The sequence below is a fragment of the Paenibacillus sp. PAMC 26794 genome, from assembly GCF_000316035.1.
Lineage (GTDB): Bacteria > Bacillota > Bacilli > Paenibacillales > Paenibacillaceae > Paenibacillus.
In genome coordinates, this window is sequence record NZ_ANHX01000011.1 from 1 (window position 1) to 23,817 (window position 23,817).

Here is a 23,817-nt window from a genome sequence, read left to right on the forward strand (position 1 = left end):
AGCAGCGGCACGGCTCGAAGCCGCTGCTGCGCTGGTGGAGCCGTACCCCGCCATGGGGTCGGCGGTACGGGATCTGCGTGCACGCGCGGCTTCGCTTGCGGGCGGCACGTTCACTCTGGCGCTGTTCGGAGCATTCAGCGCCGGCAAATCCTCCTTCGCCAACGCGTTGCTGGGCGAAGCTGTGTTACCCGTCTCGCCGCATCCAACGACAGCGGCGATTAACCGGATCATGGCTCCTGCCGGGGGCGCGGAGCATGGAACAGCCCGGGTCCGCATGAAGACCCGGGACGCCTTCCAGGAAGATCTCGGCTATTCCTTCCGATTGCTCGGACTGGGTGAGCCTGGAGCGGAGTGGCAGAAGCGAGTACGTTCTCTCTCACCACAGGATGTACACCCCGCTGGGCGCCCGCATTACAGCTTTTTGCAGGCGGCAGCAGCCGGCTGGGAAGAAACAGCGGACCAGTTAGGTCAGGATGTGCTGGTGGATCTGGACGGTTATCGTAACTTTGTCGCAAACGAGAAGAAGTCCTGTTTTGTAGACAGTATCGATCTGTATTACAGTTGCGATGTGACTGAACAAGGCATTGTATTGGTGGACACACCAGGAGCGGACTCCGTGAATGCTCGTCATACGGGTGTAACCTTCAATTATATGAAGAATGCGGATGCACTCATTTTTGTAACGTATTACAACCATGCGTTCTCACAAGGAGATCGCCAGTTCCTGAATCAGTTGGGACGTGTTAAGGATAGTTCTGCCATGGATCAGATGTTCTTTGTCGTGAATGCCAGCGACTTGTCTTCCTCTGAGGAAGAACTGGAACAGGTTCTCGATCATGTGAGCACCCAACTGCGCAGTAATGGAATTCGGGCACCACGACTCTTCCCGGTATCCAGCATACTGGCGATGGAAGGCAAGATGGCAGGTGATTCGAAGCTGCTTGAGCAATCCGGTTTTATCCGTTTTGAGGAAGAGTTCAACCAATTTGCAGGCAGAGAATTAGCTGATCTTGCCGTAGGTGGAGCTTCCGAAGAGATGGCACGTGTCATTCAGCGGCTGAAGAAGCGTGCGGAAGATGCGGCTCAGGGCGAGGAAGTATTGCAGCAACGGCGGGATGAACTGGAGACCATCCAGGGACAGTCCCGCCAGCGCATACAGCAACTTGCAGCACGATCCATGAAGGAAGAACTGTCTCAGGAAACAGCAGAATTACTCTTCCATGTGCGGCAGCGACTTGCCTATCGCCTTGGCCTATTCATGGCAGAAGCCTTCCATCCATCGGTACTTCGGGAGGATCGAGGCAATCTGAAGATGGCTTTTGCAGCCTGTGGACGTGAACTGTTACGCATGATTGCCATTGAACTGGAGCAGGAACTGCTTGCTACCACCCTCAGACTTGAACAGGCAGGTCAGACCTGGCTGATGAAGCAAGTTACGGATTGTATAGATGAGGTGAGACAGTTATCAGGGGGCGTGGATGTGTCACTGCCACTGAACGAACGCTGGAGTACACCTGTGCTTGAAGAAGTTCGTCTGGAAGAACCGTCTGGATGGAAAAGCTATTTGAATTATTTCCGCAATCCAAAACAGTTCTTCGAAGGAGATGGACGTCAGCGATTACAAGAGGCACTTGATCCTGTCCTCAAACAGATGATCATTGAAGTTCTTCCTGCTGCGCAAGACAAGCTAATTCAGTTTTATGACAACCAGATTAGTCAATCATTGCAACACCAATCCCGTCAGTTAGAAGAACGTCTGGACGAGGCGGTGAGTGGAATTCAAGATACACTGGAGAGCGGAATTCCGGCGGAGCAATGGACCAGCTTGTCTAACCAACTGGAACAGATTGAACGCAGTTAAAATCACGGCATAACGCGTATTCTCTGGAAGTCTTTGTAAAACAAAATGAATGATACAGCAACACATTGAAAATGTTGCGAAAATCAACCCAAAAAGGCCCCTGCCGAAAAGGCATATAGGGAGCCTTTTTTTGGTACGAACAACCCGAAATAAAGAGAATATTCAAACATTTGATTGAAAGGTGGGTATTTACCTTCGTTAATGCGTCAATAAGCTGAAAGCAGGCAGAATATGGTCTGTTATTCGCTTTGCCGCGAATGGGGTACGGTGATAAACTTCATAAATGTTCATAGTATTTTTGAACGACATAAGAGGAGGAGAAACATGGATGTTCTTAGGCAACTGCAAACCTTTTTTTGGGAAAAGCGAACGTATTTATTTGTATCAATCTTGTTCCTCGCCTTAGCGACCGCACTTGGGTTAGTGTATCCGTACATGCTGAGGATATTGATTGATGACATCATTGTTCCGCGAACTTTTGAAGACGTTCCCATAATTGCCCTGACTGTGTTAGGTGTAGTTATTTTGAAAGCGGGAATGCAGTTTTTACATGGTTTTTTTGGAGGGCGCTTGGGTAACTTCCTGGCGTACAGACTTCGTAATGCATGTTACGAAAAGCTTCAATTTTTATCCTTCCGTTATTATGATACGGCCAAGACAGGTGATCTGATGTCCCGCCTCACGGGAGATTTGGAAGCCATCCGTAACTTTATCGGATTTGGTTTCGCCCAGATTCTAAACATGGTTTTCATGGTCGTATTCGGCGCAATCATGATGATGACCATGAGTTGGCAGCTGACGCTGTTCACACTCATATGCATCCCATTACTTGCCTTCGTTGCGCTGAGATTCGAATCGAAAATTCACCCTGCGTTTCAGGAGATGCGGCTGGCGCTTAGTTCACTGACAACAGCGGTACAGGAGAATATCACTGGCGTACGTACGGTAAAATCCTTTGCACGTGAGCCATATGAAGTGGAGAAATTCTCCATACGTAATGAGCGTTACAAGACAAATCAGATTCATGCTGCAACATTGTGGAGTCGCTATTTTCCGATCATGGAGATTCTTGCTTCGGTGAGTATCGTTCTGTTGCTGGTGATCGGTGGAAGAATGGTTATACAGAAGACGCTGACACTCGGTGAACTCGTTGCCTTTTTCAGTTTGATCTGGTACATAATCGGTCCAATGTGGAACCTTGGGTTCCATATCAACAACTATACGCAATCCAAAGCTTCAGGTGAACGGGTGCTCGAACTGCTCAATACGCCAGTGGACGTGGAAGAAACGCAAGATCCGGTCATTGTGGAGGCAGACCAGGTGAACGGCCATGTGACGTTTGAATCCGTTACCTTTGCCTACGGCAACAAAATGCCAGCGGTAACCGATATTAACTTTGATGCTACACCCGGTTCTGTAATCGGTTTCCTCGGGGGAACAGGGTCAGGTAAATCGACCATCATTCAGCTTCTGATGCGTGCCTATAACGTGAACTCGGGAACGATCAAGCTGGATGGAAAAAACATCAAAGACATAGGCATCCGCAGTTTGCGGAGTCAAATCGCTTCTGTTTTCCAGGAAACATTCCTGTTCTCATCCAGTATTCGCAATAATATTTCCTACGGACTTAAGAACGTCACCACGGATGAGATTATCCGTGCAGCCAAGCTGGCCAAAGCTCATGACTTCATTATGGAGTTCCCGGACGGATATGACACGGTGGTTGGTGAACGCGGCATGGGATTATCGGGTGGACAGAAACAGCGGATTGCGATCGCAAGGGCTTTGCTGAAAAATCCGAAAATCCTGGTACTTGATGATGCAACCAGCGCCGTGGATATGGAGACGGAACATGAGATTCAATCCGGTTTCCAGGAAGTCATGCGCGGCAGAACGACATTTATTATTGCACACCGGATATCTTCACTAAGACATGCAGATGAGATACTGGTGCTCGATGAAGGCCGCGTCGTACAACGTGGAAAACATACCGAACTCATTGAAGTGCCTGGACCATACCAGGATGTTTATAAAATTCAATATGCAGATTATATTGCCCGCGGTAAGCGGGAGGCTGGGGAGCAGGTGAATTCATGAGTGCCGAAACGATAGCAGACAGGCGCGAGGCAAAAGTGGCCTCTGAGAAGAAACTGAATGAACGCTTTGTGTATCAGGATGATGAAATTATTGAAAAACCGTTTAACTGGAAAGAATTTGGACGTTTATTTGCATACATGAAACCTTATGCGAAACAACTGTTGCCACTCGTGATTCTAATGATGATTCTGGGTACCATTACGAAATTATCCGTACCTTTTCTGATCAGTCTGGCGATTGACCGGGCCATCGCACCGGCCACAGGGTTACCAAGTATGACTATGCTTTATTGGATTGCTGGCTCTATATTATTCTTGTATCTCGTTCAATGGGCTGCCAACACGTACCGGATCAAACTGACCAATATTATTGGACAGCGCGTTATTTATGATCTACGCTCGGATCTGTTCAAGCATATCCAGAAGCTGTCCTTTAACTTTTTTGACAAAAGACCGGCAGGTTCGGTACTGGTGCGTGTTACGAATGATATTAACTCCCTTCAGGATCTTTTCACCAATGGTGCAGTTAACGTCATGATCGACTGCGTACAGCTGCTCGGGATCATTGTGATCTTGCTGTTGATTAACTGGAAACTGGGTCTTGCCGTGATCATTACGGTGCCAATCATGTTTATTATCTCGACCAAACTGCGGGTGCTGATCCGCCGTGCTTGGCAGGATGTGCGCATGAAGAACTCTCGTATTAACTCCCACTTGAATGAATCCATTCAAGGGATTCGAGTGACTCAGGCTTACACACAGGAAAAAGAGAACATGAAGTATTTTGACAACATGAATCTGTCCAGCAAAAAGTCATGGGATAGAGCATCAGCGATGAACCAGGGCTTCGGACCGCTGATTGAGATTACAGGCGGTTTTGGTACATTGATTCTCTTCTGGTTCGGTGCCTATCTGATTCAACAGGATCAGTTGACCGTGGGATTACTTGTTGCCTTTGCCAACTATGTCGGTAACTTCTGGGACCCAATCAACCGTCTGGGACAGATGTACAATCAGTTGCTGGTTGCAATGGCATCATCGGAGCGTATCTTCGAATTCATGGATGAAAAACCAAGTATTGCGGATAAACCAGGTGCCAAGCCGCTTCCTTCTATTAAAGGAGATATCGCATTCGAAAATGTTGTGTTCGAATACGAGAAGGGCAGACAGGCGCTGAAAGGAATCAGCTTCTCGGCGGCAGCGGGACAATCGATTGCACTTGTTGGTCATACGGGCTCAGGTAAAAGTACGATCATTAATCTGATCAGTCGTTTCTATGATATATCCGGCGGACGTCTCACCATTGACGGACAGGATGTGCGGGATGTAACGGTAGAGAGTTTACGCAGCCAGATCAGCATTGTATTACAGGATACCTTCATCTTCTCGGGTACGATTCGTGACAATATTCGATTTGGACGACTGGATGCAACGAATGAAGAGGTGGAGGATGCGGCAAAAGCAGTCAATGCACATGAGTTCATCATGAAGCTTCCTGGCGGATATGATACCGAAGTTGAGGAACGCGGGAACGTATTATCCATGGGACAGCGACAATTGTTATCCTTTGCCCGTGCGCTCCTTGCTAATCCACGCATATTGATTCTGGATGAAGCTACAGCCAGCATCGATACGGAGACAGAGCTTAAAATTCAGGAAGCGTTGAAGGTACTGTTGCAGGGAAGAACATCCTTTATGGTCGCTCATCGTCTCTCAACCATCCGGAACGCAGATAACATTATCGTCCTGGATCATGGTGAAATTAAAGAAGAGGGCAACCATGAGCAGCTTATCCAAAAACAAGGCGTCTATAATGGGCTCATTGAAGCTCAATACAAATTTTTGTGATGAAACCTTCGGACGCCTGTGAAGCGTCTGAACACATATGAACTCCTAACACTCTGGTGTTCTTTAGCCTGATCTTTCAATAATAAGTGCATCTTATTCATTGAAGACAGGTTAGAAGATAGCCGGAGTGTTTTTTTTATTCGTTAGTGTGGTATGTTATATTTTTGAAGACTGAAATCAATACAATCGTTCATGGCTGGAGGGAGATCAATGCAGATGGACAACAACGAAATAAAATCAGAGCATTTTGATCACCTGGATCATATGAACTTTAGGCTCATTAATGTCAATTATGCGAGTGATCCTGCGACGGAGTGGTTTCTGAGGAAACACTTCATTGAAACATACATGTTATTATTTGTAGCCAGTGGACAAGGGTGGTTAAAGATAGATGGCAGTTTCATTGAATTAAAGGCGGGAGGACTGTATGTAGGCTTCCCGGGGCAGCTGGTTGAGGCAAATGTGCATTCGTTGGATGAACGAGGCGTGTATCACATGAGTTTTGATGTCATGTACGCACTGGAGCAGGAGGGTGAAAGAGCCCTGGATATGATGAAACAACTTTTGCGTAATGAAGTGAATGGTGAGGTCACCTCATCTTCACCCGTTGCTGTTGGCGTGATCTGTCAGATGATTTACCACCATACATTGAAGAAGGATGGCTTGCAACGGTACTATGGTCAGATCCGTTTTCAGGAACTGCTGTATACCATGTTTTACGACGGAGCCTATGCAGAAAAGACGGATCTGACTTCACCGATTGAACATGTTAAGGCCTATATGGAGCAGAATTACGCGAAGAGATTAACCATCGAGAAATTAGCAAATGTGGCACGAGTGAGCCCTCGACACTTCATGCGTTTATTCAAAAAAAGATATGGCTACAGTCCAGTGGATTATTTGACCTTTTATCGAATCAAACAAGCCCAGATCTTAATGAGAAATGATCACAGTTATCGACTCAAGGATGTGGCATCGTACGTGGGTTATCAGGATGAGACGTATTTCCGTCGTAAATTCAAGCAAATCTCTGGCATTCCACCAGCAGCGTTTATACGTAATAGCAAACAAAAAATTGCTGCAGTTCATTCTTTGAGCATTGGTATACTGCTTGCATTGCAGATCATTCCCTGTGCTGCGCCAGCAAGTCATCCATGGACATACTATTACAGACGTAAATATGAAACGGACAAAGTTATGCCACTCGCAGAGAGTGAGACCACCTGGCTGGAACAGCTTCGATTAGTTAAACCTGATTATATTATTACGATTGGGAGAGAGTCTGAGGCTTTGCAAAGTCAGCTTCAATCCATTGCTCCTGTGTGTGACTTCCCTTGGGAAAAAGGTGATTGGAGAGAACATTTGAGATATGTTGCAAGCTTTTTGGACAGGTCGGATATTGCAGAGGTGTGGCTTCAAAGATATGAAGAGAAGGCAAAGATCATTAAGAATCAGCTTACAGATTTCATACGAAAAGACAGGCTGGTTGTACTCAAAGTTCATGGTGAAGCGTTGCAGATGTTAGGCCCAAGGAGCATTGCTTCCGTTTTTTACGTTGATATGCAAATGGAGGGTCCCGAAGGAGTTGAGACTTATTGGGAACGGGGCACAGTGACCATTAAGGAGCTATCTGTTCTCAACGTGGAAAGAATATTACTGATTGTGGGTGATGATGAGACATCCAGGCAGACATGGTCTGCTGTGCGTAAGTCTGAAGAATGGCTTGAGTTGTTAGCGGTACAGAATGGCAGAATGGATATCCTTTTGTCGAGCGTCCTGCTGGACTACACTGCGTTTACTCATGAGCTTATGTTGGATGAAATATTAAAGTTATGGCAAGATCGTCCATAGCAAAAAGTCTGAATAGTCAATATCATACCTGAACATATTTTAATATACTTACTCCTATATCAAATGATAATGATAATTATTATTAATTAGACGTTGTCATAACTACATGCCATATAGGGGGTACATAAAGAATGAGATTCAGATGGTTAACGGTACTATGCACCATGATGTTGGTGCTCATTATTTCGGCTTGCGGTGCAGCGGGGCAAGATGAGGCTACGAGCGAAGGTCAAAAGACTGGTTCTGCCAATACATCCACAACAGAAACAAGTCAGGTAAAAAAAGTGACTACAAAGATGGGAGAAATTGAAATCCCGGTTGAACCACAAAGAGTAGTGGGGCTGTCCCTTGTATATCCGGAGTTTTTGTATGCACTTGGCATCGTACCTGTTGCTGTGCAGAACTATCACGAGGATCATCCTTCTTATTTGGAAGAGCCCTTCGCGAATACCATGAAAATGGGCATCGCACGGACGCCGAATTTTGAAGCGGTTATGGAGACAATGCCTGATTTGATTATAGCTCCTGACTGGTGGTCCGAAAAGGATTATGATCAGCTTTCTCTGATTGCACCGACTGTACTTCTTCCACAACGTGATGATTGGCGGGACGAATTGCGTGATATTGCCAAAATTCTGGACAAAGAAGAACAGGCAGAAAAGGTTATTGAAGATTTGGTAGCGAAGGAAAAAGTTGCAGCCGACAAATTAAACGAGATGATCGGAGAAGAAACAGTTCTCTATATTCGAGTCATGGAAAAAGAAATCGTCCTTCACGGGGAGAACCTTGACCGTGGAAACTTCGTGCACAAGCGTCTGGGTATGAATCCGCTCCCGAATTTCCCGAAAGATCAAGTTGCCATGTCCGTATCCATGGAAGTGTTGCCTGAATACGATGCAGATCACTTGATCGTTCAACTGGATGACGATAAGAATCCTGAAATTCAGAAGAAATTTGAAGAGATGTTGGCAACTTCACTATGGAAAAATCTGAAAGCAGTCAAAAATGATCATGTGTACATGGTTGGTGGTAAGGAATGGCTCAATCTGGGGATGTCTCCACTGGCTGACGAGTATGTTATTGATGACATTGTAGCTGTTTTTGAAGAGAAAAATAAATAAGGCAAACGGTTCATGATACACATATCTCTAAATTAACTACTAAATAACAGGATGTGTCCAAAATGAATAAGGAAGATATCTATGACTTGACCATCGTCGGAGGCGGACCGGCAGGATTATATGCGGCCTTTTATGCCGGGATGCGTGATATGAGAGTTAAGATCATTGACGGCAAAGACCAACTTGGTGGTTTTCTGCATACCTATTCCGAAAAACCTATTTGGGATGTGGGTGGCCTGCCACCAATGAAGTGTTCAAAGTTGATTGAGTATCTGGTTCAGCAGGCGAATACCTTTAATCCAACGGTTGAATTGAATTGCAAAGTAGATCGGTTCGCTCGACTGGACAACGAGATTTTGGCTCTGTATACTGCTGAAGGCAACATACACTATACGCGTACAATCATTGTCGCAGTAGGCCGCGGTATCGCAGAAATTCAGAAATTGGAGCTTCAGGAGCCGATTCAATATGAACATGAGAATCTTCATTACACCGTGCAAAATCCAGAACATTTTTCCGGGAAGCGTGTGCTCATTTCAGGAGGAGGCAACAGTGCAGTAGATTGGGCAATTGAACTTGCTCAATTTGCACGGAGCGTAGTGGTCGTCCACCGAAAAAATGAGTTTCGTGCAATGGAACGCAATGTTAGCGAGATGAACAATGTAACGGATGTCAGAACACCATATAGCATCACACGGCTTCATAATCATGGTGAACGTATCCATCAGGTTGTAATTACGCATATGGAGAGTCAGGACAATGTATTGTTAGATGTGGATGAAGTCGTAGTTAGTCATGGGTATAAAAGCAATTTGAGTAACCTTGCCAGTTGCGGACTGACTATGGATGACGGAATGGTTTTAATGAGCCAACATGCGCAGACGAACCTCCCAGGTATTTTTGCTGCAGGGGATTGTGCAACTCACGATAGCAAAGTCAGACTTATTGCCGGAGCCTTCAACGATGCGGTTTTAGCTGTAAATAGTGCGAAAAAATACTTGACTCCAGATGCTCCCATGATGGCGTACGTCTCCTCCCATAATGAAATTTTCAGAGAAAAAAACAAGCAAATCCCAAGGTTCTAAACTTGGGGTTTGTTTGTTTATTCATGTTCACTGGAATATTAAAATCTGCTGTTTCAACATATCCTTATTTCTGGGAAGAATGGAAAGGTTGACGAATCTGTAAGCGATAATTGTAAAATTTGATCGAAAAAACACAAAAAATCTTGTAAAATTCACAAGAAAAATAGGGAGCACTCTTGCATTCTTTAACCAAAACCCCGAAAATAGAGAGATAGATATAGAAGATTTCTCTTTGGGAGGATTGGAAAGAACATGTGGGGTGCTCCTTTTACGGCTCAAGCCAAAAAAATGCTGCTACTAGGCAGTGGAGAATTGGGAAAAGAGGTCGTTATTGAGGCCCAACGACTGGGAGTAGAGACGATCGCTGTTGATCGTTATGAGAACGCACCTGCAATGCAGGTCGCGCACCGGTCTTACTGCATCGACATGCTGGATGCCGAAGCTTTGAAACAATTGATCCGTAAAGAAAAACCTCATTACATCGTACCTGAGATTGAAGCTATTGCAACAGAAGCTTTACTGGAGCTTGAGGAAGAGGGATTTTGTGTAGTACCTACTGCCCGAGCTGCGCGTCTAACGATGGATCGCGAAGGCATCCGTCGACTTGCAGCCGAACAATTGAAACTTCCGACAGCTGCCTACCTTTTTGCGGACAACCTGGAACAACTTCAGGAAGCCGTACGTGAGCTTGGCACACCTTGTGTCATTAAACCATTAATGAGTTCTTCCGGCAAAGGGCAGAGTGTATGCCGAACACCGGGCGACGTGGAGGATTGCTGGAACATTGCTCTTTCGGGGGCTCGTGGCAAATCCGCTCGTGTCATTGTGGAGAGCTTTGTGCAATTTGACAGTGAGATTACATTACTTACCGTTAGGTCTGTATCAGGCACCGTATTTTGTCCTCCGATTGGTCATATTCAGAAAGATGGGGATTATGTCGAATCCTGGCAGCCTCATGCAATGACTTCTGAGCAATGGCAGCAAGCTTGTCATATTGCCAAATCCGTCACGGATGAACTTGGCGGGTATGGACTGTTTGGAGTGGAATTGTTCCTCACATCGGATGGTGTTGTGTTCAGCGAGGTATCTCCTCGTCCACATGATACAGGTATGGTTACAATGGTGACGCAAGACAGTTCCGAGTTTGCGCTGCATGTACGTGCAATTCTTGGTTTTCCGGTCACAGATGTACATCTGTTGACACCGGGAGCTTCAGCAACGCTGAAGGCTAATGATGAAACATCTGACTTTACTGTAGGCGGGATTGAAGAAGCACTGGCTCTTCCTCGTACTCAGGTTCGTGTATTTGGCAAACCTGAGACCAAGGTTGGACGCCGTATGGCTGTAGCGCTTAGTGCTGGCCAAGATGTGGAAGAAGCTCGTAAAACAGCGGTGCAAGCCGCTAATATGCTGAAAGTGGAGGTAAATCATGTCCAATAATGTTGAGGCCCCTGTACTGATGATCCGAGAGTGTGAGCTACGAGATGCTGAAGCGGTAACGGGACTGATGCGAGAGGTCAGCTATCCGACAACAACCAATGTCATGAAAGAACGTATTGAATGTTTGGAAACCAATCCAAACGCATGCATGCTTGTTGCCGAAGTGGATGAACAAATTATTGGTGTGATTGGCTTGCAATGTGTGCAAAGTCATGCCTATCCAGAACCTGCCGCACAAATTACTTCCCTGATTGTAGGTCAAGAACATCGTGGTGGTGGGATTGGCCGTCGTCTGATGGCTCGTGCCGAAGATTGGGGCAGACAGCAAGGTGGTAAACAACTGTTTGTCACGGGTGCAAACCGTGAAGTGACTTCAACAACGTACTCTTTTTATGAGCACATTGGTTTTCAGAAGAGAGGCTATCGGTTCAGTAAAGTTCTTCTATAGTATAAATAAAGTTTCTTCTATTGCATGGAAATTCTCATTGATATCCTGATCTGCACATTCTAGTGTGGTGAATGATAAATAGATGGTGAAGCGACATTCGACTAGCATTTTTAGTCCGAATGTCTTTTTTTTACGGCTAAAAAATGACAAAAAAGTTACTTTTCCATATTTTATAGGTTCACAATCTCCTGTTGAATTGGTATACTGCTAGAGTATTAATTACAAAGTTGTAATAACTAATCTTAAGGAGATGAATGAATTTGAAAAAGAAATGGATGAAAACTGTCGTAACGAGTAGTCTGACAGCCGTACTGGCCGTAGGGGTAATGCTTCCTGCTTCCGCGTCTGCTGCAGATTCAACATATAAGACTATCACAACGTACAAAATTACAAGTACAGACAGCTTGAAAGCTTATATTGAGAAATGGCTCAAACAAAATGGGTACACCGTATCCGAGGGGCAAATTGTAGAGAAGCCTACTACGCAGCCTGATCAAACGACGAAACCTGCTGAGCCGACAACAAAACCAACTCAACCAACAACAAAACCTGTTGAGCCTACAACTAAGCCTGAGCAACCGACTAAACCAGCACAACCAGCTCAAGAAGAAAAACCGGCAACTACACCGGCAAAAGATCCTTCAAACACAGGTAACACAGGTAATACAGGTAACAATACAAGTAATAATGGTAGCGAAAGCACACAATCCGACTTTGCTACTCAAGTTGTAAAACTTGTGAACGCTGAGCGTGCTAAAGCAGGTCTGAACGCTCTGACCTCAGATGCACTTCTGGACAAAGTAGCTGTTGCTAAAGTAAAAGATATGAGTAACAATAACTATTTTGATCACCAGTCACCTACGTATGGTTCTCCGTTTGATATGATGAAACAATTCGGAGTAACTTACAGCTATGCAGGTGAGAACATTGCCAAAGGTCAAAAAACACCTCAGGAAGTTGTTACAGCTTGGATGAATAGTGAAGGTCACCGTGCCAATATCCTGAGCAAAAACTTTACACATATCGGTGTAGGTTACTACAATGGATACTGGGCTCAAGAGTTTATCGGTAAGTAATCGATTTATAATGAAGAAAGTATGATTTTCTTTTCCACAAGGTTATGCCAGCACAGTTGAAATCTGTGTGTGGCATAACCTTTTTTCCGTAAAATGACATATAAAAAATGAATTCTGCGAATGCAGCGCCAAAGTTTGCAAATTAACGACAGAACATTTATGTTATTTAGGAATAGCATCATCTGAATGTAAAGTCATTATAAATTATAAAGCACCCGGACTGGTGTATATGAGCGGAGATGTGATGATGAAAAAGAAAAAAAGCCTTGATTCAGCACCATGGATCTGGAGAACTGTCAGTACAGTATCCATCTTGGCAACTTTGTTGTTGTTATTTGGATTTGGATACGCCATAAAAGATGTGATTTTCCCCAAGGGAGATTCCGCGTTAACTACAGGCCAGGAGACTACTTCACCACCTAAGAATAACGAGGGTGAAACGGCTGTCGTGGAAGATGGCAAGATTCGAATGGCGGTCATCGGCGATTCCCTGGCAAGAGGTACTGGGGATGATGAAGGACTTGGCTTCGTGAGACGTGCAGGGAACCTGCTTAAAGATAAAGGATATGACGTTCAGGTTCTTAATAATCTGGGTGTTAACGGTTTGAGAACAGATGCTTTATTGGAAAAACTGAATGAGCAAGGTGTGCGTTATGTCCTGCAGCAGTCCAATTTTATTTTGCTCTCGATCGGCGCGAATGATCTGTTCCAGGGAGGACAAGTTCTACAGGGGGAAGACCCGCCAACAGCAGAGCAGCTGGCAGCGGCTTTGCCGGAAACGTCCAAACGCCTTCAAGAGATATTGAAGAAAGTAAAAGAAATTAATCCCGATGCACAGATTGCGTACATAGGGTTGTACAATCCATTTGGCGATGTGAAGGAACTGGAGAAGCCGGGTAATGCAGTGGTTGCTGCATGGAACGATGCTGCACTGGCTATTTTGAACAATAAGGACAAGATGACCCTGGTCCCTACATTCGATTTATTTGAGAATCATCTGGGGGAGTATCTCTCGTCAGATCATTTTCATCCTAACGGACAAGGTTATGAGCAAATTGCAGTTCGAATTGCACAGGAATACCAGGCAGATACATCGGCAGAAGGGAGCGCAAATTAAATGGCAGAGCAGCAGTATGATTCCGTCTTGTCTGTACAGCATTTGAAGAAGCGGATCGGACGCAAGTGGATCATTAAGGACGTTACATTTGACGTAAAGCCTGGTGAAATCTTTGGATTTCTCGGTCCCAACGGTGCCGGAAAAACAACAACGATACGGATGCTGGTGGATCTGATCAAACCAACAGAAGGAAAAATTAAAGTCTGTGGTTATGATGTGAATCGGGACCCTGAGCGTGCTTTGAAGTATGTAGGCTCCATTGTTGAAAATCCGGAGGTATATACATATCTGACAGGGTGGGAGAACCTGGAGCATTTTGCCCGCATGCAACCAGGTGTGGACAACGAGCGAATTCAGGAAGTTGTGGATATTGTGCGTCTGGATCAGCGGATTCACGATAAAGTCAGAACATACTCATTGGGTATGCGTCAACGGATCGGTATTGCACAAGCGCTGCTTGGGCGACCGCGTCTGCTCATTCTGGATGAACCGACAAATGGCCTTGATCCAAAAGGCATTAAGGAACTTCGTGTCTTTATTAAGCAACTCGCCAGTGAAGGTATGGCTGTATTTGTCAGCAGTCACTTGTTAAGTGAGATCCAGCTTCTCTGTGACAGAGTGGCTATTATCAGTGCTGGACGTGTGCTTGCAGTTGGAGGCGTTAGCGAACTGATTGAAGATCATTCCAAATTGGCGATATGGCATGTTTCACCACTGGAGCAAGGCAAAAAGATGTTGCTGGATGCAGGTATTGCTCTGGTAGGTCGACCTGCGGATGTGATGGATGATACCATTGTTGCGGGCCTTGGTCCCAACGCTGTGGTTGCTGAGATGCATGAAGATCGAATTCCTGATCTGGTGCAACAGATGGTTCAAGCAGGTATTCAGGTTGAAGGGGTACAGCGGATTCAGCCTACGCTCGAACAACTATTCTTAAAAATGACAGAAGGTGAATCCATTGAATAACATCATGCCGTTGATTCGCAATGAAACGATCAAAATGGTGAAGAAAAAACGGCTTTATATTATATTTATTGTACTTGCAGTCCTCGTACCGATGTTTACGTATGCCCAGATGAAATCTGCGGAGAATAATCGCGACAAGTTTGGCGGCGATTGGCGTCTTGAACTGCAACAGGCCATTACAGACAATCAAAACTCGCTCGGTAGCGATCGGGTACCTGAAGAATACAAAAAATATAGAACAGTATATATCCAACAGATGCAGTATTATCTTGAAAATGACATCAATCCCAAAGAACCGGGTGGTGTTACCTTTACGCGGGAGTTCATGAACAACGCGGTTGGTTTGTTTATTCCACTGTTAATCATGGCTATTGCTTCAGATCTTGTTTCAGGTGAACGTACGACAGGTACAATTAAAATGCTTTTAACGCGTCCTGTTAGACGCTGGAAAGTGCTTCTGAGTAAATTAATTACGCTGATTATGTTTGTTTCGATCATAGTGGTATCAGCCTATATTATATGTTATGTCATATCGGGTGCGGTCTTTGGTTATAAAGGCTTCAACATGCCAATCTTCACAGGATTCAAAGTTGTGGGAACAGATGTCGATATGTCGGCAGTACATGCTGTAGACCAGTGGCTTTATATGCTTATGCAGGCAGGACTGATCTGGTTTGTGAGTGTAATTGTGGCTATGCTTGCATTTATGGTATCCGTGCTTGTGCGTAGTACTGCTGCAAGTATCGTTATCATGATGGCCGCACTGATTGCAGGAACAATCTTGACCAGTATGGCAGCATCTTGGCAGACAGCGAAGTATCTGTTCATGGTTAATCTCGAACTTCCTGATTATTTGTCAGGCGGATTACCACCAATCGAGGGTATGAATTTAGGTTTTTCCCTTATTGTGCTTAGTGTTTGGGGCGTTGCTTCACTCATTGTGTCATTCCTTGTCTTTACGAAACGGGATATCTTGAATTAAAATGGACAAGGATAAGAAAACATCTGTTTGCATTTTAGGCATTTTTTTAGTTGCAAGTTAAGAAGGGGGAGCATGAATGGTCGAGCAAATCGATATGTCGGCAGGTTCGACAGGCGGAGGACAGGGGTCTTCAGGCTACGACGCGGACGACATTCAAGTACTTGAAGGGTTGGTAGCGGTACGGAAACGGCCGGGGATGTACATCGGCAGCACCAGCGCTTCGGGTCTGCATCATTTGGTATGGGAAATTGTCGACAACGCTGTCGACGAACATCTCGCCAAATTCTGCTCCAAAATCGATATCACACTGCATAAGGACGGTTCTATTACGGTTCAGGATAACGGAAGGGGAATTCCGACAGGTATACATAAAACAGGGATTCCTACTCCCCAGGTCGTGTTTACGATTTTGCACGCAGGCGGAAAGTTCGGTGGATCAGGATACAAAAAATCAGGCGGTTTGCACGGTGTAGGTGCGTCAGTTACAAACGCATTGTCCGAGTGGCTTGAAGTCGAGATTTTCCGTGATGGCAAGATTCATCGTCAGCGATTCGAGTATTGGAAGGACAAAAAAGGGATTGAACATGTCGGTGAACCGGTCTCCGGTCTCGAAGTGTTGGGCAATACCAATCGGACAGGTACAAAAGTTACATTTAAACCGGATATTCGGGTGTTCCAGAGCGGTATTCAATTTAATTATGATACATTGGCAGAACGCCTACAGGAGATTGCTTTTCTGAATTCGGGTCTGAGAATTGTGCTCAAGGACGAACGTTCGGGCAATCAGGATGAATACATGTATGAAGGCGGAGCAAGCCAGTTTGTTGCTTTTCTTAACGAAAATAAAGATGTGTTGCATGATGTTATTCACTTCTATGCGGAGAAGGATGACATTGAAGTCGAAGTGGCGATCCAGTATAACGCAGGTTATACCGAAACGCTGGCTTCGTTCGTGAACTCGATCTCTACTCGGGGTGGCGGTACACATGAGACCGGATTCAGGGCTGCGTATACTCGTGTAATGAATGACTACGCGCGGCGTACCAGCATGATTAAGGAAAAAGACAAAAACCTCGAAGGTAATGATTTGCGTGAAGGTATGATGGCCGTCATCAGTGTCAAGATGTCAGAGGTTGAGTTCGTAGGTCAGACCAAGGATCAGCTCGGCAGCGCTTCCGCTCGAAGTGCAGTGGATTCGGTCGTGTCCGAGAATATTCAGCGGTTCCTGGAAGAAAACCCGCAGGTAGCTCAAACGTTAATTCGCAAAGCGGTTCAAGCCTCCAGAGCCAGAGAAGCAGCCCGCAAAGCACGTGATGATATGCGCACAGGCAAGAAACGTAGCGAAAGTTCCAACCTGAACGGCAAGCTGACACCGGCGCAATCAAAGGATTTTACCCGGAATGAGTTGTTTATTGTCGAAGGTGATTCCGCAGGTGGTTCTGCCAAACAGGGGCGCGACTCGAAGATTCAGGCTATTCTGCCCCTCAAGGGAAAACCGCTCAATCCGGAAAAATCGAAGCTGGCCGATATTCTCAAAAATGAAGAATACCGCGCCATTACAGCGGCGATCGGGGCGGGCATTGGGACCGAATTTGCAGTTGAAGACAGCAATTATTCCAAAATTATCATTATGACCGATGCGGATACGGACGGCGCACATATTCAGGTGTTGCTGTTAACCTTTTTTTATCGTTATATGAAGCCTTTAATTGATGCAGGCAAAGTATATATAGCTCAGCCGCCATTGTACAAACTTACTCGTAAGTCTGGTAAGCTTGCGAGTGTTCGATATGCATGGACGGATGAAGAACTTGCGAATTATATGAAGGAATTCGGTAATAATGTTGAGCTTCAACGTTATAAAGGTCTTGGTGAGATGAATCCGGATCAACTGTGGGAGACCACAATGAATCCAGAAACTCGTGCGATGCTGAAGGTACAGATTGTTGATGCAGCAAAAGCAGAACGTCGTGTATCTACGCTCATGGGTGATAAGGTTGATCCGCGGAAACGCTGGATTGTAGAGAACGTCGACTTTACAGAGTACGAAGAATAGAAGGTGCTTGGAATGAGTCCATCAGAACAATTTATGCCGGCCTTTCTCGAAGAGGTCGTTGGGGACCGTTTCGGTCGCTACTCCAAATATATTATTCAGGATCGAGCCATTCCGGATGTCCGGGATGGGTTGAAGCCAGTACAACGGCGTATTCTGTACGCCATGTACGATTCAGGTAATACGCCTGACAAGACTTACCGCAAGTCTGCCAAAACCGTTGGGGACGTAATGGGTAATTATCATCCACATGGTGACTCCTCCATCTATGAGGGCATGGTGCGGATGGCTCAGCCATGGAAAATGGGCCATATGCTCGTGGACGGTCATGGTAACTGGGGATCACAGGATGATGACCCGGCAGCGGCGATGCGGTATACGGAGGCTCGTTTGTCGCCCATCGCGATGGAGATGCTTCGCGATATCGAGAAACGGACGGTTCTGTTTAAGGATAATTTTGATAATACGGCCAAAGAACCGGTTGTATTGCCATCCCGTTATCCGAACTTGCTGGTTAATGGTGTCAGCGGTATTTCCTCCGGATTTGCAACGGAGATTCCTCCACACAATTTGCGTGAAGTCATTGATGCTTCGATCGCTGTGATGGAGAAACCGTCAATTGAGCTGGACGAAATCATGATGTTTATGAAGGGTCCTGACTTTCCAACAGGCGGATTGATTATGGGCGGTGACGGCATTCTGGATGCCTATCGCACAGGTAAAGGGCGGATCTATATCCGGTCCAAAACCGAGATTGAAAACATGCGCGGTGGCAAACAGCAGATCGTCATTACCGAAATTCCTTATCAGGTCGTGAAGTCTCGCCTGGTTACAGCGATGGAGAACATCCGACTTGAGAAGAAGGTTGAAGGTATTGCCGAAGTGCGTGATGAGAGCGGACGTGAAGGTCTGCGAATCGTGGTTGAGTTGAAAAAAGAAGCGGACGCACAAGGTATCTTGGCTTATTTGCTGAAGAAAACCGACCTGCAGGTCACCTATAATTTCAACATGGTTGCGATTGTGAGTAAAGCACCTCACCAATTAGGGTTGAAATCGATCCTCGAGGCTTACATTGCCCATCAGCGGGAGGTTGTAACATTCCGTACCCGGTTTGAGCTGGAGAAGGCGCAAGACCGTGCGCATGTGCTCGAGGGCTTGGTAAAAGCACTTAACATCCTTGATGAGGTCATTGCTGCCATCAAAGCGTCGAAGAACCGTCAAGATGCTCAAAATAACCTGATGTGGATGTTTGGATTCACGGAACGCCAAGCGGATTCCATCCTTACGTTGCAATTGTACCGTTTGACGAATCTGGAGATCAATTCTCTGGAGAAGGAACTCGGTGAACTGATGAAAAAGATTGCACAACTACAATCCATTCTGGATAGTGACCGCAAGCTCATCGGAGTCATCCGCAAGGAATTAATGGAGATTCGTGAGAAATACGGCATAGACCGTCGTTCTGCGATCCAGGGTGAAGTGGAAGAACTTAAGGTTAATCTCGAAGTACTTGTGAATGCGGAAGATGTATTTGTTACGTTATCCAAAGAGGGGTACGTGAAACGTACAGGCATGCAGTCCTTTACACGTTCTGGTGGTGAACGGAGCGGAAGTGGTGTAAAAGACGGCGATTATATCGCTCAGGTTCTGGAAGTAAATACACTTGAGAATCTGCTTGTCTTTACGAGGAAAGGTCAGTATTTCCTGTTACCTGTTCACCAGGTACCTGAATTCAAGTGGAAAGATCCAGGCACAGCCATTGTGAATGTCATTCCCCTTGCGAAAGATGACCGTATTGCAAGTGTGCTTGCTGTGAAATCCTTTGAAGAGCCAAATCACAGTCTGGTCTTCGTTACGCGAAGAGGACAGGTGAAACGAACGGAGCTGAAGGATTACGTTACCAAGCGTTCCGGTGCAGTTGCGGCTTGTAAAGTGGGCAAGGACGATGAAGTGTTATCTGTACATCTAAGTACAGGTGGTCAAGATATTATGTTGATTACAAAAGAAGCCATGGCGATTCGTTTCCGAGAAGATGAGGTTAATCCAATGGGACGTGTATCCGGTGGTGTTCGTGGTATTCAGTTAAGAGATATAGATGAAGTTGTATCAGCTCTATGGGTAGAAGGAGATGAAGGTGAAGTTGCCGTGTTGTCCGATCTGGGATATGGTAAACGATCATTACTTCTGGATTACGCTATACAGAGCCGTGGAGGCAAGGGGCTTGCCACATTCGAGTTCAAAGAAGGCAAACGTGTGAAACCGAATGGCAGCCGTATTGTTGGAGCGTTTTATTGCAAAGAGCAACGTAAGATCACTGTAATGACCAAAGAAGGCCAAGTGTTCCCGATCTCTTCGGGAGGTGTTCCGATTACAGAGCGCAAACATATTGGCAAGCTGATCGTTCATGTGGACAAACAGGACGAGATCGTTGAACTTCTAAGGGACTTCAATGAGAATCAACCAGCAGCATCTTCATAAAAACGAGCAAACGAGACTTTTCGCAGAACAGCTAATCCTGTCATGCGAGGAGTCTTTTTTTGTTGTTCGAAGGCGGATTAGAAGAGGGCATTCATGCGAAGTTTAACAACCTTCGTCGATTACGGTCGATCGCTGGGAAATTGAAAAAAGGCAGCAGGAATGCGGCTTTGGAGCGCGAAAACTTAAGCAGGTGAAGTGATAACCGGTTGCAGAGAGGAGCGATGGAAGATGTATAATTCCGATTTTGCCAAGTGCTGGTCCAGGTTGACCAAAGATTATAAATTGCATATGGATCAAGAGCTGGCACCCTCATTAACGGAGGCTCAGCTGGCTGTTCTGGAGGTACTTGAAGATCATCAGAAAATGAAACCTTCGGATCTGATTCCTTATCTGTCGACTACGCCAGCTGCTGTAACCATGCTGCTCGATCGAATGGAGAAGAATGATCTGATTCGCAGGAATCGGGATAATCAGGATCGACGCATTGTATGGGTATCTCTGTCAGAGAAAGGAAGAATGGAGACCAAGCGGGGGATCACCATCCGTAATGAATTCATGAACTCTGTTCTCAGTAACATATCGATGCACAATCAACAATTGCTGGTATATCTGTTAGGCAAAATGACAACACCCAAGACCAAAGAGCCTGCCTTATCTACTTCGGTATGATACCATGCTGATTCTTCTGAATAACCATAGGAGTGCCTGCTCGTTTCATGCAGGAGCCCTATGGTTATTTTATTTACAAATTACATATGATACACACTGTGTCCAGGTTAGTTGAATAAAGGCATGGATGTAACACAGTTAGTATGTCCTAATATTATTTTTGTGAATTCATATGTAAAGAGTTGACTATGTAAATATTTTTGTTATAATAAATAATTGTTCCCCTGATATTTCGTGTACGAAATATTATATTCCAAAAGTAAAAGGGTGAAACAATGACTGATACGTATGAAGTATTCTATATTATTAATTCGTTCCGCCAAGTGAATCAAATGCTTTTTCGAGCATTTTGGAATGAAAACAAGGAGATCGAGCTGACTTCGATCCAGTTTATGGTGTTATCCATTCTGAGGGAGCGTCCTTCGATCGGTATCAACGAAGTGGCTGAGCTATGCCATATGGGTAGCAGTTCCATGAGCGCTGTTGTGGAGCGACTGGTCAAAGGCGAGTATATCGTTCGGACACGTTCAGATGCTGACCGCCGATCCGTTAAGCTTCAGATTACGGATAAAGGGGAACAGGTCCAACAGGAAACGCACTATTTGTGGATGGAAAGAGTGTCACCCATTCTGGACATATTGAAGGAAGACCTTGAGCACCTACTTAGAATTCATAGTCAAATGATTGAAAAGTTAGAAGGAAGAGAGATGAACAACATATGAGTACGACTACTGCTGCAGCTCCATCTTCCGCGATGGACAACATCAAGAAAGGCCCGATTGTAGCGGCATTGTTAATTGGTGCCTTTGTGGCATTCCTGAACCAAACCCTGATGAACGTAGCGCTTCCTAAAATCATGGAAGACCTCGCGATCAATGCAAACAAAGCCCAATGGTTAACCACGGGTTACATGCTTGTGAACGGTGTACTGATTCCAGTTACGGCATATCTGATTGCCAAATTTTCAACGCGTCAAATTTTCATTACAGCCATGACTCTATTTACCATAGGAACGTTAGTCTGTGGTCTTAGTCCAACCTTCACCATTCTGATGGTAGGTCGTGTTATTCAAGCGGCAGGTGCAGGTATCCTGATGCCTCTGATGACCGTTGTATTCCTGACCATCTTCCCGATTGAGAAACGCGGTCAGGCCATGGGAACCATGGGGATCGCGATGATTCTGGCTCCTGCGATTGGGCCTACACTTTCAGGTTATGTGGTTGAGCATTATTCTTGGAGATTGTTGTTCTACATCATCTTGCCATTTTCTATTATTGCAACGGCAATTGGTATTGCTTTTGTCAAAAACGTAACACGTCAGTCCAGACCTAAACTGGATTATCCAGGCGTTATTTTATCTACACTTGGTTTTGGTAGTTTACTTTACGGATTTAGTGATGCGGGTACCGATGGATGGGGCAGCGCAATTGTCATTGGATGTCTCGTCGTAGGTGCGATATCCCTGATTCTGTTCGTTATTCGTCAACTGACAACAGATCATCCGCTCCTTGAGTTCCGTATTTTTAAATACAACATGTATACATTAACAACGATTATCAACATGCTCGTGACAATGGCGATGTTTGCAGGTATGATCCTGCTCCCTATTTTCCTGCAAAACATTCGTGGATTCTCACCGATTGAATCAGGACTTCTGATGATGCCCGGTGCGATATTGATGGGGATTATGTCTCCAATTACAGGTCGCATATTTGATAAAGTGGGCGCACGCTGGCTTTCGGTTGCAGGTCTTGCCATTACGGCGATTACAACTTTTGGACTGAGTCGTCTGGCAATCGATACTACCTACGGCTACATGATGTTTATCTACACGGCTCGTATGTTCGGTATGTCGATGCTGATGATGCCAATCCAGACAGCAGGTCTGAATCAACTGCCTCAACGTCTGAACGCGCATGGTACTGCGATGTCCAATACATTGCGTACAGTTGCCGGGGCGATCGGTACAGCCATTCTGGTTACCATCATGAGTAGTAAGCTCAAAACACATCTGGCGGATGCAGTGGCTGCGGGTCAGGTTAATCCAAATGATAAGACCGCAATGATAGCTGCTACAGCAGATGCAACGATTTACGGTGTTAACTATGCATTCATCGTGGCTACCGGAATGACCGTGGTTGCTTTTATCATGGCGTTCTTTATTCGGAAAACAAAACCAGCTGTTGAACCTGTTACTGTAGAACAGGAAAAAGTGACGGCTACAGCATAACGAATATCAAATAAATAGTAAAAAAGAGAATTCTAGCAGTTGAAAAGGGGTACCCCCTAACTGCCTGAGTTCTCTTTTTTTGTGTGCGCGATATGAGGAGAGTAGTCTTATTCGGGCTGAATAGATGGATCGAGAAGAAATACAGGATCGGGCTCATGTCCGAATCGTTTGAGGTTGATGGTTCCGTTCGGTTGAAACTCGACACCTTCGCTAATCAGTTCTGTTTCCTGCATCATGCGCGAGTGTTCGTCCGGTATGGAGATTTCGCCTTTTGCGTTGACGACACGGTGCCAGGGCAGACGTTCCTTGCGGCTCATAGAGTGCAGAATACGTACGACTTGTCTCGCGGCTCTTGGACTTCCGGCATGGGCTGCAATCTGACCGTAAGTCATCACTTTACCTTCAGGAATCGCAGCGATAATCGCAACGACTTGTTTGGTAAACGGGGTCATCATGATGTCTCCTCTCTGTATCTTAGGTATATAGCTGAAAATAT

18 protein-coding genes are annotated in these 23,817 nt (G+C 45.5%); 17 read left to right on the forward strand and 1 reads right to left on the reverse strand.

What is annotated here, in order from left to right:
• The 17 genes from D829_RS30425 to D829_RS0105240 all read left to right on the forward strand — a co-directional run.
• The coding region (locus tag D829_RS30425; protein WP_017687781.1) for a dynamin family protein at nt 1–1,861 on the forward strand (1,861 nt) is incomplete at its 5' end.
• Nucleotides 1,862–2,185: 324 nt separating this feature from the next.
• On the forward strand, nt 2,186–3,958 hold the full coding sequence (locus D829_RS30430; RefSeq protein WP_017687782.1) for an ABC transporter ATP-binding protein: 1,773 nt from the start codon (nt 2,186–2,188) through the stop codon (nt 3,956–3,958).
• Complete coding sequence (locus tag D829_RS0105165; protein WP_017687783.1) at nt 3,955–5,805, forward strand: ABC transporter ATP-binding protein; 1,851 nt, start codon at nt 3,955–3,957, stop codon at nt 5,803–5,805. Before D829_RS30430 ends, D829_RS0105165 begins: the two co-directional genes overlap by 4 nt.
• Before the next feature lie 210 nt (nt 5,806–6,015).
• Complete coding sequence (locus tag D829_RS0105170) at nt 6,016–7,656, forward strand: AraC family transcriptional regulator (RefSeq protein ID WP_017687784.1); 1,641 nt, start codon at nt 6,016–6,018, stop codon at nt 7,654–7,656.
• 131 nt (nt 7,657–7,787) lie between these two features.
• On the forward strand, nt 7,788–8,777 hold the full coding sequence (locus tag D829_RS0105175; RefSeq protein WP_017687785.1) for an ABC transporter substrate-binding protein: 990 nt from the start codon (nt 7,788–7,790) through the stop codon (nt 8,775–8,777).
• 62 nt (nt 8,778–8,839) lie between these two features.
• Entirely contained in the window at nt 8,840–9,862 is a 1,023-nt protein-coding gene (locus D829_RS0105180) for an NAD(P)/FAD-dependent oxidoreductase (RefSeq protein ID WP_017687786.1), read from the forward strand.
• Between the two features lie 252 nt (nt 9,863–10,114).
• On the forward strand, nt 10,115–11,302 hold the full coding sequence (gene purT / locus D829_RS0105185) for a formate-dependent phosphoribosylglycinamide formyltransferase (protein WP_017687787.1): 1,188 nt from the start codon (nt 10,115–10,117) through the stop codon (nt 11,300–11,302).
• Entirely contained in the window at nt 11,292–11,750 is a 459-nt protein-coding gene (locus D829_RS0105190) for a GNAT family N-acetyltransferase (RefSeq protein WP_017687788.1), read from the forward strand. Before purT ends, D829_RS0105190 begins: the two co-directional genes overlap by 11 nt.
• Nucleotides 11,751–12,004: 254 nt before the next feature.
• On the forward strand, nt 12,005–12,826 hold the full coding sequence (locus tag D829_RS0105195; RefSeq protein WP_152416947.1) for a CAP domain-containing protein: 822 nt from the start codon (nt 12,005–12,007) through the stop codon (nt 12,824–12,826).
• Nucleotides 12,827–13,073: 247 nt separating this feature from the next.
• Nucleotides 13,074–13,943 carry a GDSL-type esterase/lipase family protein gene (locus tag D829_RS0105200; RefSeq protein WP_017687790.1) on the forward strand — a complete coding sequence of 290 codons (870 nt, stop codon included), beginning with the start codon at nt 13,074–13,076 and terminating at the stop codon, nt 13,941–13,943.
• Nucleotides 13,944–14,909 carry an ABC transporter ATP-binding protein gene (locus D829_RS0105205; RefSeq protein ID WP_017687791.1) on the forward strand — a complete coding sequence of 322 codons (966 nt, stop codon included), beginning with the start codon at nt 13,944–13,946 and terminating at the stop codon, nt 14,907–14,909.
• Nucleotides 14,902–15,891 (forward strand): ABC transporter permease, encoded by a 990-nt coding sequence (locus tag D829_RS0105210; protein WP_017687792.1) that lies wholly within the window; start codon nt 14,902–14,904, stop codon nt 15,889–15,891. Before D829_RS0105205 ends, D829_RS0105210 begins: the two co-directional genes overlap by 8 nt.
• 76 nt (nt 15,892–15,967) lie before the next feature.
• Entirely contained in the window at nt 15,968–17,947 is a 1,980-nt protein-coding gene (gene parE / locus D829_RS0105215; RefSeq protein ID WP_017687793.1) for a DNA topoisomerase IV subunit B, read from the forward strand.
• A 12-nt stretch (nt 17,948–17,959) separates the two neighbouring features.
• Nucleotides 17,960–20,422 carry a DNA gyrase subunit A gene (gene gyrA / locus D829_RS0105220; protein ID WP_017687794.1) on the forward strand — a complete coding sequence of 821 codons (2,463 nt, stop codon included), beginning with the start codon at nt 17,960–17,962 and terminating at the stop codon, nt 20,420–20,422.
• Nucleotides 20,423–20,650: 228 nt separating this feature from the next.
• Nucleotides 20,651–21,091 carry a MarR family transcriptional regulator gene (locus D829_RS0105230; RefSeq protein ID WP_017687796.1) on the forward strand — a complete coding sequence of 147 codons (441 nt, stop codon included), beginning with the start codon at nt 20,651–20,653 and terminating at the stop codon, nt 21,089–21,091.
• 275 nt (nt 21,092–21,366) lie between these two features.
• A complete protein-coding gene (locus tag D829_RS0105235) occupies nt 21,367–21,813 on the forward strand; it encodes a MarR family transcriptional regulator (RefSeq protein ID WP_017687797.1) in 447 nt (148 codons plus the stop codon).
• The gene (locus tag D829_RS0105240; protein WP_017687798.1) at nt 21,810–23,321 is read left to right on the forward strand and encodes a DHA2 family efflux MFS transporter permease subunit; all 1,512 of its coding nucleotides are present in this window, start codon (nt 21,810–21,812) and stop codon (nt 23,319–23,321) included. The genes D829_RS0105235 and D829_RS0105240 overlap by 4 nt, the downstream gene beginning before the upstream one ends.
• Before the next feature lie 107 nt (nt 23,322–23,428).
• Here the strand turns inward: D829_RS0105240 and D829_RS0105245 are convergent, their stop codons facing one another.
• Complete coding sequence (locus D829_RS0105245; protein ID WP_017687799.1) at nt 23,429–23,773, reverse strand: MGMT family protein; 345 nt, start codon at nt 23,771–23,773, stop codon at nt 23,429–23,431.
• Nucleotides 23,774–23,817: the final 44 nt, after the last annotated feature.